The organism is Mucilaginibacter sp. P5_A4 (genome assembly GCF_056400605.1).
The window spans coordinates 127849-137241 of record NZ_JBFUKX010000011.1 but is presented as its reverse complement, the minus strand read 5'-3'; the positions used below and the strand labels follow the sequence as shown (position 1 = coordinate 137241).

Below are 9393 nucleotides of genomic sequence, written 5' to 3'. Positions count from 1 at the left end.
CTTCTACCCTGCGGTAGTTGTGTATGGCATCCTGGATCTCGTCCTGGAAACAAAAAATACAGCCCGTAATACTTACAATAAACACCACCAGCCCGGCTATAAAGCCAAGCCAGCGGTGTATAAATAATATGACTTTTTTAAACGTCATATTTAAAATTTATAGGTAAATGTAAGGGCGTAGTTCCTTAGTTTTTGTGGATTAACGGTTGTATAACCTATCCAGTATTTTTCGTTGGTAAGGTTATCCATTTTTACACCGATCCTATAGTGACTCAGATCATAAAATGCCGAAGCATTAAATACCATGTATGCCGGTAATATAAATACCCCCTGGCTTACGCTATTGATAATCTTATTATCGCTGGCATAGTTACCACCTAAACCAAAGCCCAGGCCTTTAACTTCGCCTTTTGATATCCGATAACTTACCCAAAAATTAGCCAGGTAAGGTGATGACGCAGTTGTAGGGCGGCGAGTGGCTACATCGGCATTGGAGGTGGCATCGTATTTCGAATCGTTGTATGAGAAACCGGCCACTACATTCAATCCAATAATTGGATTTGCAATAACTTCGGCCTCAATACCTTTACTTAATTGAGTGCCATCCTGCAGGTAACGGTTGGGTGTTGCCGAAGGACGGCTTATATCTTTAACCTTAATATCGTAATAGCTCACCGTGCTGGTTAGTTTACCGTCAAACAGGTCGAGTTTAACACCGGCTTCAAGCTGATTTGCATGCTCAGGTTTCAAGGGGGTGTTGTCCTCCTTTATGCCAGTTTGGTTACGGAAACTGTTCTGGTAATTGGCAAATAAGGATAGATGATCTTTTATTGGCTGATAAACCAATCCAAACTTTGGTGAAAACGCAGTTTGCTTATACGTGCCGGATGTAGTATTGCTTGTTGGATCATAATTGCCGTTATTAACAAAGCGATCCACACGCAAACCCGCAGAGGCAATCAGCTGATCGGTAATGTTAAACACATCAGATACATATGCGCTGTAAGTGTTCCGTTTGTAGATTGCCGGGTAGGTAAAGCCATACACACCTGTTGCGTATAGGTCATCCATTGCGGCCTTGTTAAAGTTAGTATAGTTTTGGTTACCTGTTAATGATACTGCGTCGAGGGTACTACCAAAAAAGAACTGGTTGGAGTTATCCCTGAAAAAATCAAGCCCGCCAACAAACCTGTTTCTGAATTTCCCGATCTTGAAATCGCCGTTGAAGTTTTGCTGAATTTCGATCATATCATCCTTGCTTTTGCGGGTCGACTGGTCGTTACGTGAAATGGAATCGCCGGGTAACAGGTAAAAGTATGGACCAAAACCATCAGAGTAGCTATGTGTAGCCGCTATGTTGGTATGGGTGGTCCATGAATTCGATATCTTGTAATTTACCCCACCATAAAAATTAGTGGTCCTTGAAGTTTGGGTAAGGTCGTTGCCATAATAGGTTTGTTTATAATCAAGGGCAAGCTCATCGGCACGATCATGACCTAAAGCAGCAATAGTTTGTCCGTAGGGGAAAAAGAAGATGGATTTACCGATGCTTTTACCATAGAAAAGCTCGGCATCTAACGAGATGCTCAACCTGTTGTTAACGTTGTACAGTAAACTTGGTGCTACAACGATATTGCGGGTAAAACCATTGTTTTGGAAACTGCCTTCGTGATTATAGGCTGCGTTTAAACGGAAAAGTACTTTTTTCTTATCATCAAGCGGGGTATTAATATCGGCACTCACCCGTTGAAAATTAAAATTGCCTAATGTGCCTGAAACTTCGCCGCCAAATGAATCATAAGGTTTTTTGGTTACCCTGTTAATAAGGCCGCCATATGAAGTTAAACTGCTGCCAAATAAAGTTGCAGATGGTCCCTTTATAATTTCAATCCGTTCGATGTTTGAGGCATCAATGGTGCTGGTAACATTGCCGGCAATGCCACTCCGCAAAGCTGTTTGAACCACAAAACCACGGCTGCTATAATAGGCGCCGCCATCGCCGCCCCTACCGGTTGCTTCCCACATTTTTTGGATCCCCGACGCATTCCTGATAGCATCATCAACAGAAAAAATCTGTTGCTCCTGCAATAACCCGCTGCTGATGGTATTGTAAACTGAGGCATTCTCCAGGTTATTTAATGGCATTTTGGCCACATCAACACTTTTACTGCGTTTAAACTTATTGGTTTTGTTGGCGTTGATATTAATTTCCTGCAGGTTGTTTGTAGCACCAGAAACTGTGAACGGCGGTACAATAAGCGTTTGTCCGGCAGTTACATCAACGGCTGTTTCCTGGCTTTTACTGCCAACCTGCGAAATAACCAGGGTATATTTTCCTTGTGGTGCTCTAAAGCTGAAATCACCATTTTCATTAGTGATAGCACCATATTTTGTTCCCTTCAGCATTACCGAAACGTTTTCGGCGGGTTGATTGGTATTGGTGATCACATGTCCTTTAATAGTGGCGCGGATTTGCTGAGCCAGCGCCGCTGTAGTATTACAGAATAATATGATTGATAAACAAAGAAGAAAGAATTGTTTGTGAATAGATAGTTGGGGGTGCTCCATATTTTATTTAGACTAATTATAAATAATATCCAAAAATACACGAATACTACAACCCGTCCAAATTTATTTAGAAAGATTATAAATAATATGCAAAAAAGTATCAGGTAATAAGTAGCAAGACCTGGGAATATAGCTAGCTTAATAAACGGAGTTTGCGCCGTAGTTAACTGTGTAATTGCTTAATGGGTTTTCAGAGAAAGAATTACATTGCCCAATACCATTCTCCATCTGCATATTTTCACATCTGAAATTTGCAATTCTATCATATATCCATCAATTCCTTCTTCTTTTTACTTTTCATTCGTTTGGGCACAAATTCAAGTATTTCGTTTTTAAGGGCTTCTATCATGCGGCGTTTTAAAAAATTACGCTGTATTACTATGCTCACTTCGCGGGCCGGTTCGGGCGATTTAAAATAACGCACCTTATCCAATTGCTTATCGGTAAGTTCGGCCAGGGCAAGTTCGGGTAATATGGTGGCACCATTATTCTGGTCAACCATACGTTTAAGGGTTTCAACGCTGCCCGTATTATATTCAAAATGCTGAAATCCTTTGGTAGCCTTACGGCGCTGACAGATGTTTAAAACCTGCTCGCGCATGCAATGGCCTTCGTTCAGGATCCAGATCTCTTCCATATCAATATCATCCGGTGTGATGCTTTTCTTTTTGGAGAGTTTGCTGTGTTTGGATACATAGGCCACAAAGTTTTCGTAAAAAACGGGGATCTCTGTTAAATTGTTTTCGTGCAGCGGGGTAGATAATATGCCGCAATCAATCATACCCAGCTTTAGCTGCTGAACTATCTCTTCGGTGGTTTGTTCCCACACAATAAGTTTTACCTGCGGATATTTTTCTATAAAACCGTGAATTATCTTTGGTAATATATATGGTGATACAGTAGGGATGATACCAACCCTTAATTCTCCCGATAGTTCCTTCTGTCTGTCAGTGATGATCTCCTTGATCTTCTCACTTTCGGATAGCATGATGCGTGCCTGGGTAATTATTTCGATGCCTATTTCAGTTGGAGTTACGGGTTGCTTACTGCGGTCAAATAGCTTAACGCCGAGTGTGTCTTCCAGTTTTTGCACCTGCATGCTTAGGGTTGGCTGGGTAACAAAGCATTTCTCGGCGGCTAATACAAAACTCCTGTAAGTATCAACTGCTACAATATATTCAAGCTGCGTAATTGTCATATAGATAAATCCTATACAAACATAGCAATTATTGGTTTTATCTATTAACTTATTATTGCAAAGTTTGAAGTAAGAAAACAACCAATGTGGATGCTGATAAAAAAAGCTGATCACCGCCTATGGCAAACCTTATTCAGAAAATGAAAACGCACAAAGGCAGGTGCAAAGTGGCGGATTCTTAGATTTGAGATGTTAGATATGTGATTTGAGATGCCTTGCAAAAGGTATCTTTTTCGTTAAACAAAAATGAGATTTGAAACGCCTGTGAAGCTGTCTCAAATCTCATATCTAACATCTCATATCTAACATCTCCTATCTAATCCCTACTCCACGGTAACAGATTTTGCCAGATTCCGTGGCTGATCAACATTACAACCGCGCATTACAGCAATGTGGTAAGCCAATAGCTGTAGTGGAATTGTTGCTATCAGGGGCACAAAAGCTTCGTTGGTTTGCGGAATCTCAATCACATAATCGGCCATGGCTTTTACCTCGGTATCACCTTCGGTAACTATGGCAATTACATGGCCCTTACGGGCTTTTACCTCCTGTATGTTACTAATTACTTTTTCGTATGATGAACTCTGTGTAGCAATCACAACAACGGGCATATCATCGTCAATTAAAGCGATAGGGCCGTGCTTCATTTCTGCAGCCGGATACCCTTCGGCGTGTATGTATGAGATCTCCTTGAGCTTCAAAGCGCCCTCCAACGCAACCGGGAACGAGCTTCCCCTGCCCAGGAACAGGCAATTGGTTGAATCCTTAAACTTGGCCGCGATCTTAATAACATGGTCATTGCATTTTAAAGCTTGCTCAACCAGTTGGGGTATTTCATTAAGCTCGGTTAAATATTCAACCAGTTTGCTTTGGGTTATGGTTCCACGTTGCTGGGCTATGTAAAAAGCTATCAGCGTTAAAACACTCACCTGCGCAGTAAATGCTTTGGTTGATGCTACGCCTATTTCGGGCCCGGCGTGGGTATAAACCCCTGCATGCGTAATGCGGGGGATAGATGCACCAACCACATTGCAAATACCAAAAATAGTAGCACCCTTTTCTTTGGCCAACTCTATGGCAGCCATAGTATCGGCGGTTTCGCCGGATTGTGATATGGCTATAACCAGGTCCTTCTCTGTAATGATGGGGTTACGGTACCTAAATTCCGATGCGTATTCAACCTCCACCGGCACACGGGCATACTCTTCTATCAGGTACTCTCCCACCAAACCGGCATGCCATGAGGTACCGCAGGCAATAATAATAATCCTGTCTACATTCTTTAGCTTCTCAGTATATTCCTTTATCCCGCCTAATTGCACCTTACCCTGTTGCGGATAAATGCGCCCGCGTAAACAATCGCGGATAGAACGCGGCTGCTCGTAGATCTCTTTTAGCATAAAATGCTCGTAGCCGCCTTTTTCCAGCATTTCCAGCTTCAGGTCGAGTTCCTGGATATAGGGGGTTTGTACCGAGTTATCGATATTTTTTATCAGCAGGTTATCACGGTTAATGTAGGCAATCTCATTATCATTTAAATAGATCACATTTTTGGTGTACTCCACAATAGGCGTTGCATCAGATGCTATAAAATATTCGCCTTTACCAACACCAATAACCATAGGGCTCCCCTTTCGGGCTGCTATCAGCTGATCCGGTTCATCGGCGCTCATGATCACAATGGCATAAGCCCCAATAACTTTGTTCAGGGCAACCCGCACTGCCTCGCGCAGATCAAGGCCTGTTTGCTCTATAATATCTTCTATCAGGTGAATTAAAACCTCAGTATCGGTATCACTTTTAAAAATATGACCTTTTGCTATAAGCGTTTCCTTAATGTTTCCATAGTTTTCAATAATACCATTATGGATAATGGTAAGCTTACGATTGCCCGATGAGTGCGGGTGAGAGTTACGATCACTTGGAGCGCCATGTGTGGCCCAGCGGGTATGGCCCATGCCTGCTGTTCCTTTAAGATCAATATCCTTAACAAATTTCTCAAGGTCATCAACCTTGCCGGCCTTTTTGTAAACTTTAAGTTCTTTATCAAACAATGCGATGCCCGCACTATCATATCCCCGGTATTCTAAACGATGAAGCCCTTTTATAATGATGGGATATGCATCCCTATAGCCTATATAACCAACAATTCCGCACATGGTGAATTTTATAAAATGTAAATGGAGCAAAAATAATCAGCTATATAACATACTTCATAGCTAATTATTTTAATTATTTACGAATAGTACAAGGTTTTTACTTACTTAAAAAGTAATTTTAAGAAGTACTGTTGGCTTAAACAAAAAAATCCCCTAAGTGGGGATTCTTTTTATTTAACCTAAGGATTTTTTACTTAGGAATCTTAGTATAAATGATATTTAACTTAATGCGGTAAGGCGAACTTTTATCGTTGCCAATTAGTATAGCACGCGCTGCGGTTTGCACACTTGGAGTAATACCTGTTACACCAGTTGTTGAATTAACTTCTGTAGTATCTATAGGCGCTATATAAGTTCCATAGTCGACAGTTTTTTTACGTATCAGATCCTGAACATAACCGGTAATCACAAACCGGTAAGCTTTTACAGGCTCTTTGGTTGTTCTGCCATAATAACCTCCAAATATACCGGCCTGGTAACGGGCATCTGCCGCTGATGCATCCTGTATCAATATGCGCTGCTTAGCAATATCCAGTTGATACATGGTCAACTTAGGAAAAGGCGCGTACGGTATTCCTGAGCCCTGTACCGGTGTTATAACCAGTTCTGCACGATTTAACACAATTGAATCGGGATTAAGCTTGCTTAGTGCAGGAAATGAAACCTTACTGCGTAAGCCTCCCAAACCTTGCAAATAGAACGTAGCTTGCGTAGTTGTTGCCTTTTTAGCATTATTTATTGTTGCATTATAGGTGTGTATTATTTCGGCGGCATGCATCGGGAACGTTAATGATACGCTTGCCGTATCCGTTGTAGTATCTTTTACGGCCTTATAAAAAACATCTAAATGTGATGAAGCAGTAGCCAATTTTAGCTGTAATGTACCACCTGCATTTGACGTCTGCGCTCTTTCAATAGTAAGGTATAAGCCTTTCACCGCATTTTGAAAAGCCGCATCTGATGATAATTGCGTGCCGCTTGCATTAAACAGGTTATCGTAAATAAACTTTTTGCTGAATGCAACACGCAGTTGAGGGGCTACCCTTTGTACCGTATCAATAGTATCCTGGCGTACCCTGGTAATTGTTAAACTATCATGCGTGTTAGCTGTAAATGTTTTGGTTGCTAAAACAGTTGCCTCATTTTCCCAATGCTTGTTGCTATAATAAGTTTGGTTAAGCGGTTTCTCTTTTAGCTGGTACACATTAATTTTATAACGTGTAGCCACAGAATCGCCATAAAAACCATCGGCATAACCCAGCACCAATACAGCCGAATCAATAGTAAGTGTACCTGCGGGCACGGTATAGGGCGAGGTTGGTAAAACCATACCAAGGGCAATATTTGATTTAACTGTACCAAAAGCAGGGTCAACAAACTCGCCAAGCGGTGTTTTTGTAAGGGCAGATGTAATTACAGTTGATGAGTCTTCACCAACAGTATTAATAATCACATTGGTATCAACCAGTAAGGTTCCGCTTATCTGATTTGATGTATCAACCCCTAAACCAATACCATCCTGGCGCTTACAGCTATTCAAAATAAAAAGACTTATTAACAGGGTCAATAAGTCTAATCGGAAAAATTTCATATATAATATTAAGTATTATGCAACATGCACCAATTCGTCGTTGGTAATTTCGTCGTAAAAATTGTAATAATTTTCGAAATCTGCGGTAGAATCAAATTCTAAAACCGATTTATTGCTGTTTTTAACATTATTTAACACATCTGCATCAATATTCTCGCTGCCCAAAACAATACCATCGGAGTATTGAATTGCACCTGCATAAAGTGCAGAATTTGTACCTTCCTTATAAGCATCTACGTGCTCTTCGGTCATGTTGCTCATGATTGCTTTTTGTGCAAAGTCAGCAGCCATTTTTTCCTTGAAGTCATTTTCGTAGATCGAATAAATGATCTTTGAATTTTTAAAAGTTGGATCGTCTTTGTAAGTAGTTTTTAAATAAGCGGGAACCAAAGCGCTTAACCACCCATGGCAATGGATGATGTCAGGAGCCCAGCCTAATTTTTTTACAGTTTCCAATGCACCTTTGCAAAAGAAAATCATTCGTTCATCATTGTCGGCGTAAAATTTACCGTCCTTATCACCGAACACATGTTTACGCTGAAAATATTCTTCATTGTCTAAAAAATATACCTGCATACGTGCTGCCGGGATAGATGCTACTTTAATTATCAGCGGGTTATCATTATCGTTGATAATAATATTCATACCAGATAAACGGATAACTTCATGAAGTCTGTTCCTGCGTTCATTAATATTGCCAAAACGGGGCATAAGGATACGAATCTCGTAACCCTTCTCCTGCATTGCCTGCGGAAGTTGTCTTGTTATTTCAGCAATTTTTGTGAGTTCAAGGAAAGGAGACATTTCATGAGTTATAAACAATAGCTTAGATTTACCCATCACTTAATCAGTATTAAAAATATGTAAAGAAGTCAAAAATTTGAGTTTGCAAATGTAATCATTATTATATAAACTGCCAACGAATTATGCAAGTAACTTTTGGTATTTTTTGCAAAAAAACACACCTTTGCCAAATTTTGTAATTTAAATTGCATTGAAGATATTTACCACCAGGCAAGAGTTAACGCAATACATTACCCGTAAAGCAGGCGAAACCATTGGTTTCGTTCCCACTATGGGCGCGCTTCACAAAGGCCATATATCATTAGTTAAACAAGCACAACAAATTAGCAGCAAGGTTGTTTGCAGCATTTTTGTTAACCCTACGCAGTTTAATGACCCCAAAGATCTTGAAAAGTATCCCCGCCCAATAGCTGCAGATATTGCTATGCTGGAGCAGGCAGGCTGCGATATTTTGTTTAATCCTGCTGTGAGCGAGATTTATGATGATAATGAGAAATGGCATTTAGATATTGGCGACATGGAACATTTGCTGGAGGGCAAATTCAGGCCCGGGCATTACCAGGGGGTTATGCAGGTTGTAAATAAGCTGTTTAATATTGTTAAACCCGACATCGCTTTTTTTGGGCAGAAAGATTACCAGCAATTTATGGTGATTAGTAAAATGGTCGAATTGCTGAACATGCCGGTTAAACTGGTGATGTGCCCTATACAGCGCGAAACCGATGGCTTGGCCATGAGCTCCAGAAACATTCATTTAACTGATTACGACAGGCAACATGCGCTCATTTTATCTAAAGCTCTTAGCTGGGTTAAGGCAAATTTTAATGCCGACAATATTGCGCTGTTACAACAGCAGGCCGAGCAGATGGTGAGCAACGAACCTGGAATCGGGCTGGAATATTTTGAAATTGTTGATGGCGATACCCTGACGCCGGCTACCGCTGATACTAAAAAAGCAGTTGCCCTTGTAGCTGCCCGCGCCGGCAAAACAAGATTGATAGATAATATGTTGATTTAATTAGTCCATGGTCGATAGTCCTTAGATGAATTTGGCTGTGTATTGCTAAATGGCC

7 protein-coding genes are annotated in these 9393 nt (G+C 40.8%); 1 reads left to right on the top strand and 6 read right to left on the bottom strand.

Annotation, left to right across the window (positions count from 1 at the left end; genetic code table 11):
- The 6 genes from AC1DQW_RS09580 to AC1DQW_RS09555 all read right to left on the bottom strand — a co-directional run.
- Window positions 1–148 (bottom strand): PepSY domain-containing protein (locus AC1DQW_RS09580; protein WP_477453871.1); only part of this gene is annotated, 148 nt, incomplete at its 3' end.
- A gap of 2 nt (window positions 149–150) precedes the next feature.
- Complete coding sequence (locus AC1DQW_RS09575) at window positions 151–2568, bottom strand: TonB-dependent siderophore receptor (protein WP_477453870.1); 2418 nt, start codon at window positions 2566–2568, stop codon at window positions 151–153.
- A 262-nt stretch (window positions 2569–2830) separates the two neighbouring features.
- A complete protein-coding gene (locus AC1DQW_RS09570; RefSeq protein WP_477406372.1) occupies window positions 2831–3766 on the bottom strand; it encodes a LysR substrate-binding domain-containing protein in 936 nt (311 codons plus the stop codon).
- Between the two features lie 323 nt (window positions 3767–4089).
- A complete protein-coding gene (glmS, locus tag AC1DQW_RS09565; protein ID WP_477453869.1) occupies window positions 4090–5925 on the bottom strand; it encodes a glutamine--fructose-6-phosphate transaminase (isomerizing) in 1836 nt (611 codons plus the stop codon).
- Between the two features lie 190 nt (window positions 5926–6115).
- Window positions 6116–7516, bottom strand: a complete 1401-nt coding sequence (locus AC1DQW_RS09560) for a DUF4270 family protein (RefSeq protein WP_477453868.1) — start codon at window positions 7514–7516, stop codon at window positions 6116–6118.
- 15 nt (window positions 7517–7531) lie between these two features.
- On the bottom strand, window positions 7532–8356 hold the full coding sequence (locus AC1DQW_RS09555; protein ID WP_477406378.1) for a glycogen/starch synthase: 825 nt from the start codon (window positions 8354–8356) through the stop codon (window positions 7532–7534).
- Window positions 8357–8510: 154 nt separating this feature from the next.
- Between AC1DQW_RS09555 and panC the strand changes: the two genes are divergently transcribed.
- Window positions 8511–9338: a pantoate--beta-alanine ligase gene (panC, locus tag AC1DQW_RS09550; RefSeq protein WP_477453867.1), complete on the top strand. Its 828-nt coding sequence runs from the start codon at window positions 8511–8513 to the stop codon at window positions 9336–9338.
- Window positions 9339–9393: the final 55 nt, after the last annotated feature.

Bases quoted from the DNA above. Each gene is read 5' to 3' on its own strand.
- AC1DQW_RS09575 (WP_477453870.1), bottom strand. From the start codon at position 2,568: ATGGAGCACCCCCAACTATCTATTCACAAACAATTCTTTCTTCTTTGT.
- AC1DQW_RS09570 (WP_477406372.1), bottom strand. From the start codon at position 3,766: ATGACAATTACGCAGCTTGAATATATTGTAGCAGTTGATACTTACAGG.
- glmS (WP_477453869.1), bottom strand. From the start codon at position 5,925: ATGTGCGGAATTGTTGGTTATATAGGCTATAGGGATGCATATCCCATC.
- AC1DQW_RS09560 (WP_477453868.1), bottom strand. From the start codon at position 7,516: ATGAAATTTTTCCGATTAGACTTATTGACCCTGTTAATAAGTCTTTTT.
- AC1DQW_RS09555 (WP_477406378.1), bottom strand. From the start codon at position 8,356: ATGGGTAAATCTAAGCTATTGTTTATAACTCATGAAATGTCTCCTTTC.